Origin of the sequence: Candidatus Palauibacter scopulicola (assembly GCF_947581915.1) — a bacterium.
In the GTDB taxonomy this organism is placed as follows: domain Bacteria; phylum Gemmatimonadota; class Gemmatimonadetes; order Palauibacterales; family Palauibacteraceae; genus Palauibacter; species Palauibacter scopulicola.
On record NZ_CANPWG010000058.1, the window covers coordinates 25,880 to 47,468 of the forward strand.

General features: G+C 71.0%; 18 protein-coding genes. 11 read left to right on the plus strand and 7 right to left on the minus strand.

The genetic code is table 11. The features are described from left to right. The 7 genes from RN743_RS11210 (at position 1) to RN743_RS11240 (ending at position 11,188) form a co-directional block, all read left to right on the plus strand. Entirely contained in the window at positions 1 to 1,596 is a 1,596-nt protein-coding gene (locus RN743_RS11210) for a class I adenylate-forming enzyme family protein (protein ID WP_310779937.1), read from the plus strand. Positions 1,597 to 1,751: 155 nt separating this feature from the next. Next, the gene (locus tag RN743_RS11215) at positions 1,752 to 4,154 is read left to right on the plus strand and encodes an NYN domain-containing protein (RefSeq protein ID WP_310779939.1); all 2,403 of its coding nucleotides are present in this window, start codon (positions 1,752 to 1,754) and stop codon (positions 4,152 to 4,154) included. Positions 4,155 to 4,189: 35 nt separating this feature from the next. Further along, complete coding sequence (locus tag RN743_RS11220; protein WP_310780002.1) at positions 4,190 to 4,756, plus strand: DNA-3-methyladenine glycosylase; 567 nt, start codon at positions 4,190 to 4,192, stop codon at positions 4,754 to 4,756. A gap of 37 nt (positions 4,757 to 4,793) precedes the next feature. Then, positions 4,794 to 6,230, plus strand: coding sequence for a Na+/H+ antiporter NhaC family protein (locus tag RN743_RS11225; RefSeq protein WP_310779940.1), 1,437 nt, complete (start codon positions 4,794 to 4,796; stop codon positions 6,228 to 6,230). Further along, positions 6,227 to 7,579 carry a diaminopimelate decarboxylase gene (gene lysA, locus RN743_RS11230; RefSeq protein ID WP_310779941.1) on the plus strand — a complete coding sequence of 451 codons (1,353 nt, stop codon included), beginning with the start codon at positions 6,227 to 6,229 and terminating at the stop codon, positions 7,577 to 7,579. The genes RN743_RS11225 and lysA overlap by 4 nt, the downstream gene beginning before the upstream one ends. 385 nt (positions 7,580 to 7,964) lie before the next feature. Further along, a complete protein-coding gene (locus RN743_RS11235; RefSeq protein ID WP_310779942.1) occupies positions 7,965 to 9,185 on the plus strand; it encodes a DEAD/DEAH box helicase in 1,221 nt (406 codons plus the stop codon). A gap of 95 nt (positions 9,186 to 9,280) precedes the next feature. Then, positions 9,281 to 11,188, plus strand: coding sequence for a gamma-glutamyltransferase (locus RN743_RS11240; protein ID WP_310779943.1), 1,908 nt, complete (start codon positions 9,281 to 9,283; stop codon positions 11,186 to 11,188). A 14-nt stretch (positions 11,189 to 11,202) separates the two neighbouring features. Here the strand turns inward: RN743_RS11240 and RN743_RS11245 are convergent, their stop codons facing one another. Together RN743_RS11245 and RN743_RS11250 are read right to left on the minus strand one after the other, a co-directional pair. After that, positions 11,203 to 12,990 carry an amidase gene (locus RN743_RS11245; protein WP_310779944.1) on the minus strand — a complete coding sequence of 596 codons (1,788 nt, stop codon included), beginning with the start codon at positions 12,988 to 12,990 and terminating at the stop codon, positions 11,203 to 11,205. Continuing rightward, positions 12,983 to 13,267, minus strand: a complete 285-nt coding sequence (locus RN743_RS11250) for a hypothetical protein (RefSeq protein ID WP_310779945.1) — start codon at positions 13,265 to 13,267, stop codon at positions 12,983 to 12,985. The genes RN743_RS11245 and RN743_RS11250 overlap by 8 nt, the downstream gene beginning before the upstream one ends. 347 nt (positions 13,268 to 13,614) lie before the next feature. Here RN743_RS11250 and RN743_RS11255 point away from each other — a divergent pair, with 347 nt between their 5' ends. The 4 genes from RN743_RS11255 (at position 13,615) to cutA (ending at position 17,082) form a co-directional block, all read left to right on the plus strand. After that, the gene (locus RN743_RS11255) at positions 13,615 to 14,352 is read left to right on the plus strand and encodes a hypothetical protein (RefSeq protein ID WP_310779946.1); all 738 of its coding nucleotides are present in this window, start codon (positions 13,615 to 13,617) and stop codon (positions 14,350 to 14,352) included. An 87-nt stretch (positions 14,353 to 14,439) separates the two neighbouring features. After that, positions 14,440 to 14,877, plus strand: coding sequence for a tetratricopeptide repeat protein (locus RN743_RS11260; protein WP_310779947.1), 438 nt, complete (start codon positions 14,440 to 14,442; stop codon positions 14,875 to 14,877). Between the two features lie 19 nt (positions 14,878 to 14,896). Further along, complete coding sequence (locus tag RN743_RS11265) at positions 14,897 to 16,768, plus strand: long-chain fatty acid--CoA ligase (protein WP_310779948.1); 1,872 nt, start codon at positions 14,897 to 14,899, stop codon at positions 16,766 to 16,768. Continuing rightward, positions 16,765 to 17,082, plus strand: coding sequence for a divalent-cation tolerance protein CutA (gene cutA / locus RN743_RS11270; protein ID WP_310779949.1), 318 nt, complete (start codon positions 16,765 to 16,767; stop codon positions 17,080 to 17,082). The genes RN743_RS11265 and cutA overlap by 4 nt, the downstream gene beginning before the upstream one ends. Before the next feature lie 17 nt (positions 17,083 to 17,099). On the opposite strand, the gene RN743_RS11275 is transcribed toward cutA, so the two are convergent. The 5 genes from RN743_RS11275 to RN743_RS11295 are packed head-to-tail and all read right to left on the minus strand — an operon-like array spanning position 17,100 to position 21,527. Continuing rightward, positions 17,100 to 17,885, minus strand: coding sequence for a cytochrome c oxidase assembly protein (locus RN743_RS11275; RefSeq protein ID WP_310779950.1), 786 nt, complete (start codon positions 17,883 to 17,885; stop codon positions 17,100 to 17,102). 9 nt (positions 17,886 to 17,894) lie between these two features. Next, positions 17,895 to 18,587 carry an SCO family protein gene (locus RN743_RS11280; protein WP_310779951.1) on the minus strand — a complete coding sequence of 231 codons (693 nt, stop codon included), beginning with the start codon at positions 18,585 to 18,587 and terminating at the stop codon, positions 17,895 to 17,897. After that, on the minus strand, positions 18,584 to 20,173 hold the full coding sequence (locus tag RN743_RS11285) for a DUF445 family protein (protein WP_310779952.1): 1,590 nt from the start codon (positions 20,171 to 20,173) through the stop codon (positions 18,584 to 18,586). Before RN743_RS11285 ends, RN743_RS11280 begins: the two co-directional genes overlap by 4 nt. Beyond that, a complete protein-coding gene (locus RN743_RS11290) occupies positions 20,173 to 21,078 on the minus strand; it encodes a hypothetical protein (RefSeq protein ID WP_310779953.1) in 906 nt (301 codons plus the stop codon). The genes RN743_RS11285 and RN743_RS11290 overlap by 1 nt, the downstream gene beginning before the upstream one ends. Then, on the minus strand, positions 21,075 to 21,527 hold the full coding sequence (locus tag RN743_RS11295; RefSeq protein WP_310780003.1) for a DUF1499 domain-containing protein: 453 nt from the start codon (positions 21,525 to 21,527) through the stop codon (positions 21,075 to 21,077). The genes RN743_RS11290 and RN743_RS11295 overlap by 4 nt, the downstream gene beginning before the upstream one ends. Positions 21,528 to 21,589 lie beyond the last annotated feature (62 nt).

Below are 21,589 nucleotides of genomic sequence, written 5' to 3' on the forward strand. Positions count from 1 at the left end.
ATGCCAGCCGAACCGTCCCCGACCTCCACGCTCAGCGTCGCCGGTCTCTTCGCCCGACACGCGGAGTTGAGCCCGCACGCGCCCTGCATACGGGCGGGGGGCGAGTCGTGGAGCTATTCCCGCATTGCCGCGCAGGCGCGCGCCCTCGCCGTGGGGCTCCACAACCTGGGGGTCGAGCCGGGGGACCGCGTCGCGGTCCAGTTGCCCAACTGGCCCGAATTCGTGATCTCCACCCTCGCGGTCGCGGAAGCGGGCGCCGTCCTCGTGCCCATCGGTCCGAACTGTTCGGCGCGCGAACTGCGCTTCACGCTGCGGAACTCCGAGGCGGCCGTCGCGATCACGGCGGAGACCTGGAACGGTGTGGACTATCTCCAGCGTTTCGAGAACCTCCTCACCCGGCTGCCGGATCTTCAGTACGTGGTGACGGTCGGAGAGGAGGACCTCTGGTACGACGACCGGATCTTCCAGTTCGAGGACCTCGTCGCGAGCGGCCGCGGTCGGGAGGTCCCCCCGGTGGAGGTGGACCCGCGCCGCGACCCCTGCGCGATCCTGTACACGCCCGGGACGACCGGAGCCCCGAAAGGGGTCGTCCTCACGCACGACAACCTGGTGCGGACCGCTCTCGCGACCGCCGCGCGGCTGGAGTTGGACGCCGACGATCGAACGCTCTGTGTCGTCCCGCTGCCGAACATCTTCGGGCTCACCGCGCTGCTCACGACGCTCGGCACGGGAGGGACGCTCGTGCTGCAGGAGACCTTCGACGCGACGGGCGCGCTGGCGCTCGCGCGGGAGCACGAAGCGACCGTCGTTCACGGCGTCCCGACCATGTTCGTGATGATGCTGCGGGCGCTGGAACGGGGCCGGGCCCGGCCCGACTCGCTGCGCACCGGGGTCATCGCCGGCGCACCGGTCGGCGACGACCTCGTGCGCGACGCGCGCCGTCGCCTGATCCCCGATCTGGAGAGTGCCTACGGCCTCACGGAAACCTCCCCCACGGTGTCGATCACGACCCGGTCGGATCCCGAGTCGAAGCGGGCCCACACGGTGGGCCGGCCGCTCGAGGGGGTCGAGGTCAGGGTGCTTGACGAGGCCGGCGGGGAACTCCCCAATGAGTCCGTGGGCGAACTCGCCGTGCGCGGTTTCAACGTGATGCACGGGTACTTCCGCCAGCCCGGCCAGACCCGGAAGACCATGACCGAAGACGGCTTCCTGAAGACCGGCGACCTTGCGATGGTGGACCCCGAGGGTTACCTGCATATCGTCGGCCGCCTGAGCGACGTGATTCTTCGCGGGGGTAACAGCGTTCACCCCGCCGAAATCGAAGCGCAGCTCCGGTCCCACCCCGCGGTGGAAGAAGCGGTGGTTCTCGGGATCCCCAACGACGTGCTGGGCGAACTCATCTGCGCCTGCGTGATCACCGCCGAAGGGGCCCTGATCACGGCCGACGAAATCCGCGACTTCTGCCACGAATCTCTGGCAGAGCACAGAGTGCCGGATCTCATTCACTTTCTGGATGAGCTTCCGGAGGCCTCCAGCGCACAAGCGCGCCGCGTGAGTCTGGCCCGCATCGTGCGCGCCGAGGCCGAACAGAACTGATCGCCGCGGCGGTCGCCGGGCAAAGAGGCCCGCGGCCGGATCGGCGAGAACGCGAACGGCGGTTCGTAGACCCCTCTCACCATCCCCCCCGCCACCGGGGGCGAGGCAGAGGGGCCTCACCGGGCCGTTCGCGGCAACGAACGGAACAAGAGGACATGAACGACATGTACACGCGGGCGCCTCACCGGCGCCCCCCCGCCGATATGGCAGGCGCCGCGGCGCTTCTCATCGACTTCGACAACGTGACCATGGGGATCCGGTCCAACCTGGGACAGGAACTCCAAAACCTCCTCGATTCGGACATCATCCACGGCAAGGTGGCCGTCCAGCGAGCGTACGCGGACTGGCGACGCTATCCCCAGTACATCGTGCCGCTCTCCGAGTCCTCCGTCGATCTCATCTTCGCGCCCGCCTACGGGTCGTCGAAGAAGAACGCCACCGATATCCGGCTCGCGATCGACGCGCTCGAACTGGTGTTCACGCGCCCGGAGATCGGAACCTTCATCCTCCTGTCGGGGGACTCCGACTTTTCCAGCCTCGTGCTGAAGCTGAAGGAGTACGGGAAGTACGTGATCGGCGTGGGGCTCCAGGAATCCACTTCGGACATCCTCGTCCAGAACTGCGACGAGTACTACAGCTACAACCGGCTGTCCGGGCTCACGTCGGCCGACGACATCCAGACCGTGAAGCACGACCCGTGGGAGCTGACGAGCAGGGCCGTCGCGCGCATGGCCGAGCGCGGCGACGTCATGCGGTCGGATCGCCTGAAGCAGGTGATGCTGGAGATGGACCCGGGCTTCGATGAGAAGACGGCCGGTTTTTCCCGCTTCAACCGGTTTCTGAGCGAAGCCGCCAAGCGCGATCGCATCGTGCTGCAGAAGCGGGAGAACGGCCAGTACGACATCGGCCTGCCGTCCGGCGCGCCATCGGGATCGTCGTCGGGATCGTCGTCGGGATCGTCGTCGGGATCGTCGGCGGCCGCCGACGCGGCATTCTCCGGGAGGGAGACCTCGACGGCCCGGAGCCGCAGCCGGCGCGGCCGCCGCGGAGGTTCCGGCCGCGGCCGCGCCTCCGCCCCGAAGACCTCGGAAGGGCGCGCACCCGCGAAGACCGAAAAACCACCGGCGAAGACGGCAGCGAAGACGACAGCCAAGACGACGGGCGCCTCGGCCGTCGGCCTCGAAGGTGCCTACGAAGCGCTGAGGCGCGCGGTGGCCGAACTCTCGCGGGACGGCGCCCCGGTCCGCGATTCCATGGCCAAGCGCAAGCTGCTGCAGCACGACGCGGCCTTCGATGAGGGCAGTTTCGGCTTCAGCAAGTTCAGCCTGTTCCTGCGGGCGGCGCACGACGCCGGCGTCGTCCGGATGTCGCGGCATGACGACGGCAATCACTATCTGACGGTCGTGGCCGCGCCGGCCGCGCCCGCGCGCCAGGCGGCGGAGGCGGCGTCGGAGCCGGCCGCAACCCCGGACGAGGCGGGTGGACGGTCGCCCCTGTCCGCTGCGGCCCGGGCCGCGCGCAAGACGCTCGGCCGCTTCCGGCGAGGGCCGGCGGCCCGCAGCGAGGCGGCGCCTTCAAGCAAGCCGGACGCCCGGAGCAAGCCGGCAGCCCCGAGCAGGTCGGCAGCTCGGAGCAAGCCGGCGGGCCCGAGCAAGCCGGACGCCCGCAAGGAGGCGGAGCGGCCGAGCACACCGGCGTCCCGGAGCAAGCCGACCCCCCACGGCAAGCCCGAGCCCCGGCGCGCGCCGTCGTCTCCGGCGGCCAGTGCGGACACGCAACGTCAATCCAGGAAGCCGGCTCAGCAGCGCAAGGCGGAGCCGCCTCGGTCCGAACGCGGCGGCAAGGACCCGTCCGGCGCGCGGGAGGCAGAGGCCACGGCAAAAGGCCGGTCGGATCGGAGCCAGGCGGATCGGAGCCGGCCCGCTGAGCCACGTGACCGGGCGGCCGAGCGCCGCGACCGGCCGAAGGCGCGGGAACAGCAAGCCTCGCCGAGTCGCGAGAAGGAGACACCGAAGCGAGAGCCCGCGGCGTCGGCGCCGAAGCAGGATCCGGAGGTCCGGGACAGCCGGCCGGCCGCCCAGGAGAAGCCGCCCGCCCGGGATACGGCGCCTGCCCGGCGAACGCTGGGGCGCTATCGGTCGGGGTCCCGCGGACGGACGGCCGCGGCGGGGGCGGCGAAGAAGGCGGATGCGCCTCGTATCGGCCCGGTGGCCGCTGAGGAGCCGGCCACGGAGGAGAGGAAGCCGGACGCGAAGCGCGCGGACGTCCCGGCTCGCGACAAGCCGGCGGCCCGCAAGGCCGGAGGGGCGGGCAGGTCGGCCCGCGGAACCGCGAGGTCGGCCTCGAAGCCGGCCTCGAAGCCGGCCGGAGGGCCCATCGGACACATGGTCCGCAACTACGCGGGCGTCGGGAAGCGGACGGCGGAGGTGCTGTTCGACCATTTCGGCGACCGCGTGTTCGAGGTCATCGACTCGGAGCCGGCGCGACTGACCGAAGTGCTCTCGGAAGGTCGGGCGAAGGCGGTTCGCGAGGCCCGGCGCGCAGAGCTCGAAAGCTGAACGACCCGGCCGGCCCGGATCCCGGATCCGGGCCGATCGGCGCCGACTTTCTCTCCCGCCCCGCCGCCGAGGTGGCCCGGGCGCTGCTTGGCTGCACGGTGCGTTCCGACTGTGCGGGCGAGCGGACGGCCGGCCGCATCGTCGAGACGGAAGCCTACACCGGGCCCGAGGACGACGCCTGCCACGCGGCGGAGCGGATCGGCCGCACCGCGCGGAACGCGCCGCTGTTCGGGCCTCCGGGCACCGCGTACATCCACCGCAACTACGGCATCCACTGGCTTCTGAACGTGGTCACGGGACCGGAGGGCTTCCCGGCCGGCGTTCTCCTGCGAGCGGTCGAGCCCACCGAGGGTCTCGACGTCATGCGCCGCCGCCGCGGCCGCGCCGAACTCACCAACGGTCCGGCCCGGCTCGCGCAGGCGCTCGGGGTGGGTCCCGAAATGCAGGGGCACCGGCTCGATCATCCCCCGCTCTCCCTGCATTGGGGGGAGCCCGTCCCGGAGGCGGCCGTGCACGTGACGACGCGGATCGGGATCTCGCGCGCGGCGGATCGACCCCTCAGGTTCTACGATCGACGGAGCCGCTGGGTCTCGAAGCGCTGAGTCGCCGCCGCGGCCGCTACACCCCGGGAGGACGTGAATGGCCGAAATCGCTCTGCAGGAAGTCGGTACGTACGGCTTCGCCTCGCTTCTTCCCCCCCTGCTGGCCATTGGGCTCGCGATCTACACCCGCCAGGTCTTCCTCTCCCTGGCGGCCGGCATCTGGCTCGGACACACGATTCTCTCGGGCTGGAACCCGGCCGCGGGCGCCGCGGGGGCGATAGATGGCGCGATCGGCGTGCTCGGCGATGCGGGCAACGCGCGGGTCATCGTCTTCACCTTCCTCATCGGCGCCCTCATCGCCACGGTGGAGGCGAATGGCGGCATGCGGGGCTTCGTGCGCTGGGTCGAGGAGGCCCGGTGGGTGACGAACGCCCGGCGCGCCCAGATCATGGCCTGGCTGATCGGGATCGTCGTCTTCATCGAATCGAATCTCACGATCCTCGTCGCGGGCTCCGTGTCGCGGCCCCTCTTCGACCGCTTCCGCATCTCTCGGGAGAAGCTGGCCTACATCGTCGACTCGACCTCGGCGCCCGTCTGCATCCTGATTCCGTTCAACGCGTGGGGCGCGCTGGTTCTGGGGATCCTGACCGAGCAGGGCGTGGGCAACCCGCTCGGCGTCTTTCTCGTGGCGATTCCGCTCAACCTCTACGCCGTCGCGGCCCTGATCCTCGCGGGCCTGACCGCCTTCCGGGGCTGGAACTTGGGCCCGATGAAGAAGGCTGAGGCGCGCACGCGGGACGGGCGTCTCCACTGGGACCACGCGGTGGCGCTCGCGGACCCGGACGAGATCGCGCCGCCGCCGGCCGAGGGCGTTGCGCTCAAGCCTCGCAACATGCTGATTCCGATCGCGGCCATGGTCGTCTCCATGCCCGTCTTCATGTGGGTCACGGGCGGCGGGACCATCGCGGAGGGTTCCGGCACGACGAGCGTGCTGTGGGCGGTGCTGGTGGGGCTGGCGCTTGCCTGGCTCCTCGCCCTGGGCCAGCGCTCCCTCAATCTGGAGAGCTTGAGCCGCGTCGGTCTCAAGGGGGCGGGGGCGCTCACCGGGATGGCGGTCGTGCTCTGGCTCGCACTGTCGCTGGGCGATGTGACGAGGTCGCTGGGGACGGGTCTCTACGCGGCGGGCATCGTCGGCGACACCTTCCCGCTGATGGCACTGCTGCCGCTGGTGTTCGTCGTCACGGGTGGGATCGCCTTCGCCACCGGGAGCAGTTGGGGGACGTTCGCGATCATGCTCGCGGTGGCCGTGCCGCTCGCGAACGCCCTCGGCCTGCCGCCCGCCCCCTTCGTGGCGGCGGTGCTTTCGGGCGGCATCTTCGGCGACCACTGCAGCCCGATCAGCGATACGACGATCATCGCCTCGCTCGCGTCGGCCACCGATCACATCGAGCACGTCCGCACGCAGATTCCGTATGCGCTCGTCGCGGGAGGGATCGCGACCGCGGGCTTCGCCGTCGTCGGCGCGCTGATGTGAAGCACGTCCTGCCCGTCTCATGGACGGAGGCCGGCGGGGGCGGACGCGTCGGCGGGGTCGCCGTGACGGAACTCGCCGCCCGCTTCGGGACGCCGCTCGTCGTCGTCGACGAAAGCCACCTCCAGGACCGCCTCGCCCGCTTTCGCGCCGCCTTCGGCACGGACGCCGGACTCACGTACGCCGGCAAGGCCTTCCTGTGCGGGGCCCTCGTGCGGCTCCTGGCCCGGGAGGGTTGGCTCGTGGATGTCGTCTCGGGCGGGGAACTCGAACTCGTGCGGCGGGCCGGATTCCCGATGCGCGACGTCATCCTCCACGGGAACGCAAAGTCGGCCGCCGAGTTGGAACGGGCCATCGAATACGGGGTGGGGCGGATCGTCGTCGACCATCCGGACGAGGTCGACGACCTGCGCAGAGCCGCGGCCGCGGTCGGATCCCACGATCATCCCGACCTGCTCCTGCGGCTGAACGTGGACCTGACGCCGGAGACGCACGAGAAGGTTCGGACCGTGGGGCCGGGCACGCATTTCGGGATGGCGCCGCCCGTCGCGGCGTCCGTCGCGCGCCGGATCGCGGGCGCGGGAGAGTGGCGTCTGGCCGGCGTCCACATCCACGCGGGCAGCCAGATTCGGGATCCCGCGCTCTTCGCCCGGGTCGCGGAGGCGGCCGTGGGTTTCGTCGCGCCGTTGCGACGCTGCTTTCCCGAGACGGTCGAGCTGGACCTCGGGGGAGGGCTCGCGGCGCCCTACCGCGCGGGGGAAGAGGTTCCCTCACCGCAGGAGTACGCCGAGGCGCTGGAGGCGGGCCTGCGCCGGTCCGACGCGGAGGCGCGGCTGGGCGCGTACCGGCTCATCGTCGAACCGGGCCGGTCCGTGATCGCGAACGCGGGCCTCACGCTGTACACGATTCACGCGCGCAAGCGCCTTGATGGGGCCGGGGAGGCGCTGGCCGTGGACGGCGGGCTCTCGGACAACCCGCGCCCGTCGCTGTACGGGGCGAGCTACGAGGTGCTCAACGCGTCGCGCCCGCGCGGCGAGGCCGAGCGGACGTTTCGCGTCGTGGGGCGGCACTGCGAGTCGGGCGACGTGGTCGCGCCGGCGGCGACGCTGCCCGGCGACACGGCCGTGGGCGACGTCCTCGCCATCCCGGGCACGGGCGCCTACGTGTTCGCGATGTCGAGCCGCTACAACGGGGTCGGACGCCCCGCCGTCGTGTTCGTGCGGGGCGGCGCGGCGCGGGAGGTGGTTCGCCGCGAAACGGACGACGATCTTCTGGCGTGCGACCTCACGCTCGGCAGCCCGGAGCCGGCCCGGGTCAGCGCCGCCGCAATACGGCCGTCGCGAGCACGCTGACGTCGGGGTCGAAGCGCACGTCTTCGGCCCCCGCGGCGCCCGGAATGCGCAGCGTCGCCTCCCGCGCATCGACGCGCACGCTCGCCCGGCGGCCATCGGCCCCGCCGCGGTCCTTCCGGGGCCGGCCGGCAGCCGGCCGACAGACCCGGCAGGAGGCACGCCAGGAGCGCGACGCGGAGAAACGTCGGCCCCGCGGCCCCTCCTCCGTCTTGCGAAGCGACTTCCCGCGCCCCACCGTGGCGGCGCACGCTCCGCCGGGCGAGGACCCGGCGTCCGTCCGATTCCATGGCGAAACGAAGTCCGGTCATCATACCCCTTTCGAAGAAACGCCCGCCGTTCCGGCGATCCACTCGTTGCGCCCGGCGCCTCATGAGACGGTACGCCGGTGAGTGACGAGGGGCACCCCTTCGCCCAACTCGGCCTCGCTTCCGACCTCGTCGAGGCCGTGGCGAGGGCGGGCTACGCCGAGCCCACCGAGATTCAACGCCAGGCGATCCCCGCCGTTCTTGCCGGCCGCGACGTTCTCGGCACCGCCCACACGGGCACCGGCAAGACGGCGGCCTTCACCCTCCCCGCCGTGCAACGGCTTGCGGCCACGGAGCCGTCCGCCGCCCCGCGGGGCCTCGTCATCACGCCGACGCGCGAACTCGCCCAGCAGGTCGGAGCGGCGATCATGACCTACGGGGCGTCATCTTCCATCGAGTCCGTCGTCGTCCACGGCGGCACCCCGCTGGGGCCCGAGAAGGCCGAACTCTCGTTCGGGTGCGACGTGCTCGTCGCCACCCCGGGCCGCCTGCTCGACCACATCAAGCGCGGGAACGCGGACCTGTCCCGCGTCGAGGTGCTCGTGCTCGACGAAGCCGACCGCATGCTCGACATGGGGTTCATAGACGATGTGAAGGAGATCGTTCGCCACACGCCCGACGACCGGCAGACGCTCCTCTTCTCGGCGACGATGCCCGATGGCGTCCGGTGGCTCGCCCATCAGCTGATGACCGATCCCGAAGAGGTGCAGGTGGGTCGGGAGACCGCGGCGGAGGGCATCCGCCAGGTCCTACATCCGGTGGACTGGTCGCAGAAGCACGCACTCCTTCACCACCTGCTCGGCGAGTGGCCGGAGGGACAGGTGCTCGTCTTCACCCGCACGCGGGTGACGGCGACCTACCTTGCCGACTACCTGCGCTCGCACGAGGTCGCGGTGGCGGGGCTGCACGGCGGCAAGCACCAGGACCAGCGCGACAAGGCGCTGCGGCGCTTCCGCGAGGGCTCGATCCGCGTCCTCGTCGCCACGAACGTGGCCGCGAGAGGCCTGGACATCCGCGGCATCCGCCACGTCGTGAACTTCGACGTGCCGGAAGATCCGCGAGACTACGTGCACCGCGTGGGCCGCACCGCCCGCGGCGACGACACCGGCGACGCGGTCACGCTCATGGCCGCGAGCGACTGGGTCGAGATCCGAGCCATCGAGCGTCTGCTGGGCGAGACGATCGAGCGCCGTGTCGTCCCCGGCTTCGAGCCCGAGGTGGAGCCGCCGCCCCCGGAGGAGCCGGAGGTCGAGCGCCCCGAGCCCACCGCCCTCAGGCGAGGGATCCGCCGCCGGCGCTAGCAGCCGACTCGTCGGCTTCGGCCCGGCTTTCGCCACGCGCATGGCGGGGTCCATATTCGGCTGTCGGCTCGCTCGGTCCCTACCCGGAGGATTCCATGATGTCTGTCGCTCTCGGCTCCCGCTCGCCCCGCCAGGTGCGGACGCCCCGCGTCGCGCTCGCGGCCCTGCTTTTTCTGGCTCTGCCCCTCGTCGTCGAAGCCCAGCGCACGGCCAAGCCGGTCCTGCACGGACGGCACTGGATGGCGATCACCGGCAAGCCGCTCGGCGCCACCGCCGGGGCGCGCATGTTCCACCAGGGCGGCAACGCGGTCGACGCGGCCGCCGCCATGCTCGCCGCGACCTCCACCATGTGGGACGTGCTCTCGTGGGGAGGGGAGACGCAGGCGCTCGTCTATCACCCCGGCGAACAGCGCGTGATCGGCGTCAACGCGCTCGGGGTGGCTCCCACCGGCGCGACCCCCGAGCACTACCGTGCGGAGGGCCACGACAACTTCCCGCCCGAGTTCGGTCCGCTGTCGGCCGTGACCCCCGGCACGCCCGGCGGGCTCATGACGATGCTCGCCGAATGGGGCCGCCTGAGCCTCGCCGACGTGCTTCAGCCCTCGATCGAGATGGCGGACGGATACCCGATCGAAGCGGACGCGGCGCGCCGCATCCGGAATACGGTGGACGAGATTCGGCAGTGGCCGTCGTCCGTGGATGTGTACTTCACGCACCCGGACGACGCGGAGAACCCGGGTCCGCGGGAGGGTGAGATCTTCCGGCAGCCCGGCCTCAAGCGGACGCTCGAACGGCTCGTGGAAGCCGAAGCTGCGGCGCTGGCGGGAGGCGCAAGCCGCAAGGAGGCGATCTACGCGGCCTACGACGCCTTCTACCGGGGCGACATCGCGGCGGACTTCGTTGCGGGCGCGCAGGCGGCCGGCGCGCTCATCACGATGGAGGACATGGCGAACTGGCAGGTTTACCTGGAGGAACCCGTCACCGCCAACTACAAGGGGATCGACGTCTACAAGCTCACGACCTGGGTCCAGGGCCCCGTCATGCTGCAGGCGCTCAACATGGCCGAGCAACTCGACCTCCGGGCCATGGGATACAACAGCGCGAACTACCTCCACGCCCTCTACCAGGTGATGAACCTCTCCTTCGCCGACCGCGACTTCTATTACGGCGACCCCTACTTCCCCCCCGCGGAACCGATCGAGGGACTTCTCTCGAAGGACTACGCGAGGGCCCGGCTCGAGACCATCGACTGGGACCGGAACGATCCGAACGCGGGGCCCGGCGATCCCTATCCCTTCCAGGGGGAGGAGAACCCCTTCGCCGATCTGCTCGAGCGCTGGGGAACGCGGGCCGAGGTCACGACGGAACAGGGCGTCGAACTGTCGCGGGGCGATCACGCCGAACTCGACGATGACTTCTATCTCGGCACGACCTCCGTACAGGCGGCGGACGCCGAGGGCTGGGTGGTCTCCATCACGCCCTCCGGCGGCTGGATCCCCGCCGTCGTCGCCGGTGAGACCGGGATCGGGCTATCGCAGCGGGCCCAGAGCTTCGTGCTCGACGAGGCGGACAACCCGTACAACGTGATCGAGCCCGGAAAGCGCCCGCGCGCCACGCTCACGCCGGGTATGGCGTTGAAGGACGGCCGTCCCTTCCTCTCCTTCGCGGTCCAGGGCGGCGACGGACAGGACCAGAATCTGCTTCAGTTCTTCCTCAACGTCGTCGAGTGGGACATGAACGTGCAGCAGGCGGTCGAAGCGCCGAACATGAACAGCTTCCAGATGCGCGGCTCGTTCGGCCAGCACGAGACGCGCCCGGGACGGATGCTCCTGCAGGACGCGACCCCGCCCTGGATCCGCTCCGCCCTCGAGTCGATGGGGTACGACCTGACCTTCTCGGAGCGCACGTCCGGGCCGATCAACGCGATCTTCTTCGACTGGGAGAACGACGCCTTCTGGGGCGGCTCGAGCCACCACGGCGACGACTACGGCATCGCGTGGTGACTGCTGGCGTGGCCCTACTCGCCTCGCTCCATGACGTCGAACAGATCGTAGCGCCCCGGTGAACGGGTCCGGCCGCCCCGGCGGCCGGATCCGCCGCGCGGGCCGTCCCCGTCGCCTTCGGCGGGCCGCAGGTCTCCGGGGTCCGCCGGACGCCGCAGGTGCCAGTCCGTCGTGCGCTGGTACGCCGCGATGACGGCGAGCAGGTGGTGCTCCGCGTAGGGCTCCGCGCCGAACATGCCCCCGATGGGTCTCGGGTATCCCGTCGATTCGGTCTCGAACCCGATCGGGAAGCCGATGAGCGGCAGCCCCACCATGTCGAACGGGAAGGGCGCCGTCTGCGTCACGAGGTCGCAGCGGCCGAACACCTCGTCGAGGATCTCCTCCAGGAGGACGAGCCGGGCCCGCGAGCCCCGCACGTACTCCGCCGCCGGCAGGAGGAGTCCGTTGATCCACGGCGCGAGCGAGACGCCGAACTTCCTCACGTCATCCCGCAGGTGTTCGAGGAAGATCTCGGAGCGCTCCGGCAGCCGCACGTTGTTGAAGTTGAAGCTCGTCAGCGTCTCCCAGTGGGTGGAGAAGTCGAGTTCGACGATCTCCGCCCCCACTTCCTCGAGGGTCGCGAGCATGCGCCGCCGCGCCTCCACCGTCGCCACCTCGCGGCGGTATGCCGCCTGCGTGCGTTCGCGCCGCGGGAACGAACTCCCGATGCGGTCGATGTCCGGGTCCGGGTCGGGCGCGGGATCCTCCGGCGGTTCGGGCTCGTCCAGGAAGCCCGGCAGGACGCCGATCCGCACCGCCCCCCCGCGTTCCGGATGCGTGAGCGCGCCGGCGTTCTCGCGTACCGTTCCCAGGTAGTCCGGAACCGGCGGGAGGCCGAGCGACCGGGGATCCGCGGGGTCCGGTCCCGCCATGATCTGCAGCATCAGCGCGGCGTCGACCGCGTCCCGGGCCAGCGGGCCCGGGTGGTCTCGCGTATAGGTGAGAGGCAGGATCCCGTGCAGCGAGACCCGGCCCATCGTCGGCTTGATGCCCGTCAGGGCCTGCGCGTTCGAAGGGTTCGTGATCGAGCCGCCGGTTTGCGTCCCCGTACTCGAGGCCGCCATGCGCGCCGCGACCGCCGTCGCCGATCCGCTCGAGGACCCGCCCGGGCTCACATCGTCCTGGTGCGGAGCCCAGGCGTTCACCGTTGTGCGCTCCCCCGTGGGCGTCGATGCGGCCGTCGTCGCGAGCGGGCCCATCTGGGTCTTGCCGAGCAGGATCGCGCCCGCGTCCCGAAGCCGGGCCCACGAGGTCGCGTCGAAGTCCGGCACGAAGTCCTCGAAGATGAACGAGTTGGCCGTCGTGCGGACTCCGGCCGTGAAGTAGTTGTCCTTGATCGCGAGCGGCACGCCCGTCAGCGGCCCCCGCCCGCGCGTCCGGTCGGCGGCACGGGCCGCCTCGAGCGCGGTCCGGGAAACCACCGTGTTGAACGCCTGGTAGCGGGGCTCCCACCGGCCGATCCGCGCGAGATACGCCTCGACGAGTTCGACCGCGCCCACGTCGCCGTCGCGCAGGAGCCGCGCCGCCTCCGCGAGCGTGAGTTCGGTCGGGTCCGCGGGTTGCGGACGGCCCGCCGGCGGAAGGTCCGGTTCGCCGAGGCGTCCGGCCACGGCCCGGCGACGCGCTCCGTCTGCCCCCGGGGAGCGCGTTCCACTCCCGGATCCCCGGCTGGAGACCGCGCCCAGGGTCGAGGGGGCCGCCAGGGCCGTCGCGGTCAGCGCCGTCATCCGCTCGAGGAAACGGCGCCGGTTCAGCTCACCCACGGTTCCGGGCACTCACTTCGGCGGGGTAGATGGCCGGCGCCGGCCCCATGGGGTCGAACTCGAAGTCCGCGATCGCCCCGGGCGTCGACCTCAGGAAGCGCCGCGCGGACGCCATGATGCGGCGTTGGTCCGCCGGCGTATCCTCATCGTCCTCGGGGAGCACGGAGAGATCGATGCCCGCGAGCGCGAGGCGCGTGCGGATGTACGCGTCGAGTTGCTCGTCCGTCACCTCCTGTGGCGACGCGACGGAACGTGGCGGAGAGGGTCGGCGGGCCATGGCGCCTCCGTTGGGGAGAGGTTCGGAAGCATCATGGTGTCGCCGACCGCCGCGCGCCACCGGGGTCTTCGGTTCTGTGTGCGCCACCGGGGTTTGCCGCGAACCCGAAGCCGCACTAACGTTCACGGAGACGGATGCAAGGCCATATTTCTTGAGCCAACAATTGCCCATAGAGGCTCCGATCCGAAGGCGGACGTCATGCCCCGCGGGGACGGCGAAAACCGATGGGAGGAGCCGAACCGTGTTGCGGAGGGCTTCAAGAAATCCCCTTGCATCTGATTCTACAGAGGGGGTGACCCACGGGTCGCCCCTTTTGCATCCGGCGGGGGACGGCATGGGGTGGCGGCGTGTTTCTCGAACTGGCTGAAGTCCTGGACTGTCCCGACTGCGGGGCGTCGGCCGGGCTCGTCGCCTTTGTCGACCGGGCCGCGTCGCGTCGCGTGGTCGAGGGACGCCTGGGCTGCCCCCTGTGCGAGATCGAGGTGCCCATCCGCCGGGGGACGATGCGCTTCGATCTTTCCGATGCCGAGCGACGCGCCGCTCCGGCGCTCAAGGCGCCGGCGGCTCCGGCCTGGCCCGCCGGGGAAGCCGCTCCCGATGCGGCCCTTCGCCTTGCCGCGCTGCTGGGCGCGAGCGACCGGGCCGGCATGGTGGTGCTCCTGGGCCCGCGGCTCGCCGCGCACGCCCCCGCCATCGCCCGCCTCGGAGACCGTCTCGAGGTGCTCGTCTGGCTGCCGGACGCCGGCGGCCGTTCGCCCCCCCCCGCCGTGGCCGTCGAGGATCTCGCTGCCGGCGTCGATCCCCTCATGGGCGCCGCGCCGGACCGCTGGCCGATCCGCTCCGGCGCACTGCACGGCATCGCGCTCGCCGCCCCCATGGCGCTCCCACTGTCCGAGATCTCGCGCTGCGCGCGGCCCGGAGCGCGCCTCGTAGTGGAGACTCCGACCCCCCCGGACCTCGACTCGCTCGCCGCGTCGGAGTTCGCGGAAGTCGCCTCCGACCGCACCGTCTGGGTCGGTGAACGTCGCCAGGTCTGGCCGGAAACGCAGCCGAAAGATTTGCCACAGCCTGAGAAGACGCTATAATTCCCCGTTGTCGCCAGATGTGTGGGGCTGTGTGGAAAGTGGTGGTTGAGTGAGACGTACGGTTCAGCTCGCTCGGGGGGAGGTGGCATGGTGTGGTGGAAGATCTGGGACAGTGACGGAAGGCGCCGACGGAGGCAGCCGGACTTCTACGAGGAAGGTGTGGAACTCGTTCGGCAGGAACTCTACCATGAGGCGCTCATCTCGTTTCGGCTCTCCTTGAAGTACGACCCGCGGCATCCGGCCACGCTGGAGCAGATGGCCGTGGTGTATACGCACATCGGACTGACCGATGACGCGGTGCGCGCCTACGGGGCCGCCCTCGAGGAGCGCCCGCGCAGCACGGCGGCGCACTACGGCCTGGCCTTCCTCCTGCTGAAGAAGGGCGCGGAGCGCGACGCCTCGCGGCACCTTCAGGAGTTCCTCGCCTACGCGCGGGGAGACCGGGAGGAGCCGAGGCATCTCGAGCATGCCCGGCGCACCCTCCAGCGGCTCGGCGTGCCGGCCGCGGAATCCGTCGCGCACTAGCGGCCCGCGTACGAGCAGCGTGCACGTATCGAGCCCGCTCCCGGACGACTATCGGCCCGGCACATTACCGGAACTCTTCCTCGACGGGCTCTCGCGGCCCCGGAATGACGCGGCGCGCACGCGGGGGGCGGACGGCGCCTGGGTTTCGACCTCCACGGACGACATCGGGCGCCGCGCCCGCGCCATTGCGCTCGGGCTCCGCACGCGGGGGTTCGTGGCGGGTGACCGCATCGCGATCCTCTCGCAGACCCGCCTCGAGTGGGCCCTGGCCGACTGGGGGATCGTCATGGCGGGACTCACCTCCGTCCCCGTCTACCCCGTGCTGCCCGCCGACCAGGTTCGCTACATCCTCGCGGACTCCGGCGCGCGAGCCGTGTTCGTGGAAGACCAGGAGCAGCTGGACAAGGTCGCGGAGGTAAAGGACGACCTCCCGGCCCTGGAGCTGGCGATCGCCTTCGGGGCCGTCACGGCGCCCGAGGGTTCCTCGCTCGCGACGCTGCAGCTGGACGCCCTCTCCGATCTCGGCGAATCCGCGCCCGAAGCGCTCGCGGAGACGTACGAGACGCACGCCCGCAAGACGCGCCCGGAAGACCTGGCGACGCTCATCTACACCTCAGGCACGACGGGCGACCCGAAGGGCGTGATGCTCACGCACGGCAACTTCCATTCGAACGCGGACATGGCGCTGCGGGTTTTCCCGATGGACTCCACTCACGTGGCCCTCGCGCTCCTGCCCCTCGCACACGTGTTCGAGCGCACCGTCGGCCACTACATCATGTGGCGCGCGGGCGTGACCGTCGCGTACGCGGAGTCCCCCAACACGGTGGCCCGCGATCTCGGCGAAGTCTCACCCACCTTCATGGCCGCCGTCCCGCGCGTGTTCGAGAAGGTGCTCGAGCGGGCCGAGGCGAGCGCCCGCGAGGCGGGCGGGGCGAAGCAGAAGATCTTCGACTGGGCGCGCCGCGTCGGGGAAGCGCGCGCGACGGCCGAGCTCGATGGACGTCCGGTCGGTCCGGCTCTCCGTCTCCAGGCCGGCCTCGCCGACCGCCTCGTGTTCTCGAAGCTGCGCGCCCGAACGGGGGGACAGGTGCGCTACTTCGTGAGCGGCGGAGCGCCGCTCGCGCCCGCCATCGCCCGCTTCTTCTTCGCCGCGCGCCTGCCCATCGTCGAAGGGTACGGGCTCACGGAGACCTCGCCCGCCGTCAGCTTCAATCCGATCGACGCCATCCGCCTCGGCACCGTCGGGAAGCCGATCCCCGGCACCGAGATCCGGATCGCCGAGGACGGCGAGATCCTCATCCGGGGGCCGCAGATCATGGCGGGCTATTACAACAAGCCCGAGGCGACGGCCGAAGCCATCGACGCCGACGGCTGGTTCCACACCGGCGATGTGGGCGAGGTCGACGAGGACGGGTATCTCCGGATCACGGACCGCAAGAAGGATCTCATCATCACCGCCTACGGAAAGAACATCGCCCCGCAGCCCGTCGAGGCGGAGATCAAGCGGCACCCGATGGTGGCGGAAGCCGTGATGGTGGGCGACGGGAGGAAGTTCCCGATTGTCATCGTCGTGCCCGAATTCGAGGCCCTTCGTCCGGAGCTGCACGGGGTCGAGGAGGCGGCGGACGCCGACCTCGTCTCGGACGCCCGGACGCGGGACCTGCTCGAACGGGCCGTGCGGGAAAGCTGCCGGGACTGCGCGCACTACGAGCGGCCGCGCGACGTGCTCCTCGTCCCCGGGCCGTTCACCGTCGAAGGCGGGGAGCTGACGCCGACGCTCAAGGTCAAGCGCCGCGTGATCGAGACCCGTTTCGCCGACGCGATCGAAGCGCTCTACGAGCGGGCCGAGGACGCCACGAGCGGGCGGGAACGAGAGCGGGACCGCCCGTGAGCGACGTCGTGGCCGGGCTCGTCACCGGGCCCGACCGCGAGCAACTCGTGCGGCTGGGACGGACCCTCGTCGAGGAACGGCTCATCGCCTGCCTGAACGTCGTGGACCGCGTGACCTCCGTCTATCGCTGGGAGGGCAAGGTGTGCGAGGACGCGGAAGCCCTCGGCATCCTCAAGACGACGGTCGCCCGCAGCGATGCCGTGGAGCGGCGCATCCGCGAACTCCACCCCTACGATGTGCCGGAGGTCCTCTTCATCCCCGTGGCCGCCGGCTCCGAGCCCTACCTGGCCTGGGTCTCCGAACAGGTCGGATAGTACCCGGCCGCCGCGCCTCAGCGGACGGCGTCGTTCTCCGAGCGGTACCAGAACCAGAAGATGATGCCCGCCGCCGTCCACAGGATCGTGCCTCCTCCGATCCGCATGATCAGCCCCGCGAGCCGCTGGTCTTCCCCCGCGGAGAGGGTGCCCACCGGCGGCGCGAGTTCGTACGTGGCGTAGAAGGGGAGTTCCGCGAACGTCAGGAAGACGTACGGCAGCGTCATCAACACGGTGCTCGCGATCAGGTAGCCGATCCGCACGCCGAGCGGAAAACGCGGCCGGTGCGGCACCGGGCTCACGACGGGCCACCAGAACACGAGTCCGCCGCCCAGCCAGGCCATGTCGATGGCGAGCGAGCCTGCCTGCGTGGCCATGAGGCCGTCCACAACCTCCGGCCAGTGCGTCGCGATGACGATCGCGTTGAAGAAGAGCAGCGCGATGAGCGGCCGCGCGAGGAATCCGAGGAGGGAGATGACCGCGCCCCCGCGCACCCGTTCCAGCGCCGCGCGCGGTAGGCCCGCGATGAGGAGCGGCGGGGCGAGCAGCGCGATGAGGAGGAACTGCACCATGTGCACCGACGCCAGGTATCCCGAACCCAGCGCACCGACCGGCCAGTCCAGCGCGACCCAGAGCATGAGCGCGCCGCCGGCGAAGCGGACGACCTCGAGTCGCGAAGGCGCGGCGCCCCGCGTGAAGGCGCGATAGGCGAGGCACAGGAGCGCGATGAAGAGCCAGACGCCCGGGTAGGGGCGCCACGACCAGTCCCACGGGATACCCTGGGCCGCACACCACCATTGCATCGCCTGGCCTCAGCCGCCGCTCGGACCCGCTTCGCCCCCCGCCTTCGAAACGGACCGGTTGAGTCGCAGGAGCAGCGGAAGGTCGTGCCGCCAGTCGGTCTGGCGCACGCCGCTCGGGTACAGCGCCCGCGCCACGCCATCGCCCGTGACGGCGACCACCGGCGTCGCATGCCCCACGAGATACGGCTCTCCCGCGCCCGGTGGGGGCGAGGTCTCTTCGATCCGCGCGGGCGGAAGGCGGAACCCCGCCTGGATCTCGTTCACCGTCTCCATCTCTCCGTACAGGCCGACGAAGGAGTCGTCGAAGAGGTCCAGCCAGCTCCGCAGCCGGTCCGGCGTGTCGCGCGCCGGATCCGTCGTCACGAAGACGACTTCGATCTCGCGGCGATCCGCGTAGGAAAGATCGTCGAGCGCGGCCCCGAGCACCGCCATCTGCACGGGACAGATGTCGGGGCAGTTCGTATACCCGAAGAAGAGCAGCGTGAGCGCCCCCGCGGTCTCCCGCCGGAAGTCGAACCGGCGCCCCCGCGAATCCGTCAGCGCGAACTCCGGCGCCTCGAACGGCTGTTCGACCGCCAGCCCGCGCAGCTCCCCCGTGCCCTCCGTGCGGTCGAATGCCGTGTCGGGGGAGGCGCAGGCGAGCCCGGCGAGACTGGTCCCGCATGCGACCGCGGCGGCGGCAACGACGCGCGCCGGCCTCATCCGAACAGTCCCCGGATGAACTCGAGTACCGGGAGGGAGTCGAGGATCACGAGTCCGGTGCCGATGCCGGCGCCGAGCAGGTATCCGAGCCGCACGATGAGGTCGAATTCGCGCTGGCTGATGTCGCGAACAAGGTGTTCGATCCGCTCGATGGAGAAGTTCTCGATCTTCGTCGAGATACGTTCGGCGATCCGGATTCGTTCCGCCACCTCCGGCACCCGGCGGACGATCCAGTCCCACGCCGGCGCGGCGAGCGTATCCGCGAGCCGTCCCGCGGCATCCTCGCGCAGGAAGCGGCCGAGCCGCCCGATCGGCGTGTGCAGGAGCCGGTCCGCCATCGGCTCGGCGATCGAATCGAACAGGACGCGTCCCGCGTCGGACCGGAAGCCGGCGGCAAGCGAGGCCGCCACGCGGTCGGCCGGGACGGCGCCGAGCAGGTCCGCCCAGCTCCTCTCTCCGAAGCGCTCGAGCAGTCCCTCCAGCCGGTCGAGCATGAAGGCGCGCGAGCCCGGATCCCGCGCCGCCTTCACGAGCCACTCCGCCGACGCGTCGAGCGCGCTCTCGACCTGAGGATCGCCCGCGCCGCCGATGACCTCCGAGGGAGGGTGCCGGAGGAACTCGACGACGCCGTCGTTGACGTGCCGCGCGATCGCCGTCTGGACCTCCGGCTCGCGCAGGACGCCGCCAAGGCGATCGGCGCCCTCCTCGCGCAGGGCGTCGAGCGCGTGCGTCACCGTTTCCTCCGTGACGATGAGGCGGGCCACGACGCGCTGGTGGAAGCGGAGATCCTGCATGAAGCGGTCGAACAGCTCCCCCAGCACATGCTCGATCCGTCTTCGCGCGTCCGGGTCATCGAGCAGCCGGCCCAGGCGCTCGATGGCGACCGGCAGGTAGTCCTTGATCGCGTGCTCCAGCGCGGCCACGAGCCCCGCGGGAATCAGCTGCTCGAACGTCCGGTGCGGCTGGAGCAGCTGCCGCGCGGCCTCGTCCAGGTGGCGACGCACCGTCGCCTCGAAGGCCGACGAATCGACGAGCCGCGCGAGCCAGCCGTCCATCGTCTCGCGGATGGCCGCGATCCGTTCCGGTTCCAGTGTCCGGGAGAGGGACTCGTCGCTCAGCGACTCACGGATCGACTCGAGGAGGCGCCCGGACTCATCCCCGAAGTCCGGGGAGTCCAGCGTCCCGGCCAGGAACTCGCGGCCCTGTCCGAGGATCCGCGCGAGGAGTTCCCGGACCTCGACGAGCGCGTCCTCCGGAAGGAGATCGGCCAGCGCGGGTTGCTCTCCTTCACTGAGTTCGACCGCGAGTTCCCGCAGTCGCTCCCGGAACGCGGACTCGAGTTGCCGCAGTTCGGAGGTGATGTCTTCCGGCGTGAGGAGCGCTCCCCCCACGACGCCGCCGACCGAATCCGCCAGCCGCTTCTGGTTCTTCGGCACCGCTCCCTGCAACCACCGCACGGGCCGGCCCAGAATCTTCGGCGGACGGTAGGGATGGAAGATCATCCAGACGGCGATCCGGTTCGTGATTCCGCCCGCCAGGGCGCCGAAGGCCACCGTGACGAGGGCGCGCAGCCAGTCGAACTCCATCAGGGCGATGGCAGCGTGGCGGCAAACCCGTTGAAGTCGAGTACCTCCGTTCCGACGTTAACGATGGCCTCCATGCGCATAAGCGTCCCGTCGCCGGAATCCTCGCTCGCCAGCGGCCGAAAACTCCCGCGGACCGTCGTACCGGGGATCGCGAACTCCCAGGTTGCGGCCGAGGCGCCGGCCGCACCCGGAGCGGACGGCTCCAGCGTCACGTCGCCCCAGGCCACCTCGACACCGTGCAGCCAGGTGTGGGCCACGGCCGGCTGGCCGATGGTGCCCGCGTGGACGAGGAGGCCGTTCCCGAGCGAGTCGGCGAACACAAACGTCTGGCCATCCGTCGTCGCTACGGGGATGCTCAGCGCGCGCGCAGCACGACGGAAAAAAAGGATGCCGGGCACGGCCCCGTCGCTCGTCTGCAGCACCGCGATCCCCAGCGACTCCCGCTGCCCCGTCGGCCCCGTCCAGACCGACACTTCCTCGCCCGCCACCAGCCGCACGGAATCCGCGTCCTCGCTCCCGCCGAACCGGAGGCTCACGATCTGGCCGGCGTCGCCCACGCGCACCGCCATCGCCGGCGTGGGCAGCAGGCGCCACGCCGCGCGGGCCACGGGCACCGTGTCCTGCGTCAGGACGAGCGACCGCCAGGCATCCCCGTCCGCGAGGCGCACGTCGTAGTCGCGGCGCAGGTCCTCGCCCTCGGCCGTCTGGTCGAACGCGCCGATGAATGCGGTCCCGTCGTCGGCGGCGAAGAGCAGGTGCGTCAGATAGCGCGCGTCGACCGCCGGCGTGAGCGGCCCGCCCACGATGATGCCTCGATCCTCCGCCGTTCCGTCGGGGGGAGGTCCCGCGCAGGCCAGGAAGACCAGGACGGCGCCCGGGGCGCCGCGAGGGCAGCGCCCGATCACGTCTCCCCCGGCGTATCCCGCGCGTCCCCGCCGCGAGCGGATTCGGGCAGCCTCGCTCGCGGTCCCAGCGCCCGGTCGAGGGACTTCAGCATGCGCCGGATCCGTCGCCGGTTCATGCCGAGATCGAAATCCCGCCGTCGCGCACGGGAAAACGCCTCCACCCGCGTGAGCCCGTTCGAATCCAGGGCGACCCAGATCGTCAGGTCATCCGCCCAGCGCAGTAGCGGGAAGACACACCTCACGGAGATGAGTCCGAGGTCTTCGTCGCGGTGGGCGAGCGTCCACCACCAACGCCGCCCCGCGTACGTCAGCAGTTGGTCCCAGACCCGGGAGAAGGCGACCTCGTAGACGCGCGGCTCGGGGCCGCCCGGCGCACGGGTGTCCGCCGAATTCTCGCGAAACCAGCGGGAACGCCCGCGGGTCTGCCCGCCCTCGGGAGATGCCTCCATCACTCCGGAAGTCCTCTTTTCCAGGTTGCCCGCGTCCGCCGCGGACGGATAGCTTGGCGATC